The organism is Pseudomonas sp. PNPG3 (assembly GCF_023093815.1).
GTDB classification, from domain to species: domain Bacteria; phylum Pseudomonadota; class Gammaproteobacteria; order Pseudomonadales; family Pseudomonadaceae; genus Aquipseudomonas; species Aquipseudomonas asiatica.
The window spans coordinates 1-261 of record NZ_JALLKV010000257.1; the positions used below are offsets into that span (position 1 = coordinate 1).

At 67.4% G+C, this 261-nt stretch carries 1 protein-coding gene; it reads left to right on the forward strand.

The window, feature by feature from the left end; all coding sequences use genetic code 11:
* Window positions 1-19: 19 nt before the first annotated feature.
* A partial coding sequence (locus MJ643_RS30955; protein ID WP_247727349.1) for a glycine--tRNA ligase subunit alpha occupies window positions 20-261 on the forward strand: 242 nt, incomplete at its 3' end.

A 261-nucleotide genomic window follows, 5' to 3' on the forward strand; every position in this document is an offset into this window, starting at 1 on the left:
TATGCAAAGGACGGCCCCGATGACCAGCCCCAACCGACCCCGCAGCTTTCAGGAAATCATCCTGCGGTTGCAGAATTACTGGGCTGACCAGGGCTGCGCCGTCCTGCAGCCCTATGACATGGAAGTCGGCGCGGGCACCTTTCACCCCGCAACCACGCTGCGCGCCCTGGGGGGCCGGTCCTGGGCCGCGGCCTATGTCCAGCCCTCGCGCCGCCCGACCGACGGGCGCTATGGCGAGAACCCGAACAGGCTCCAGCACTA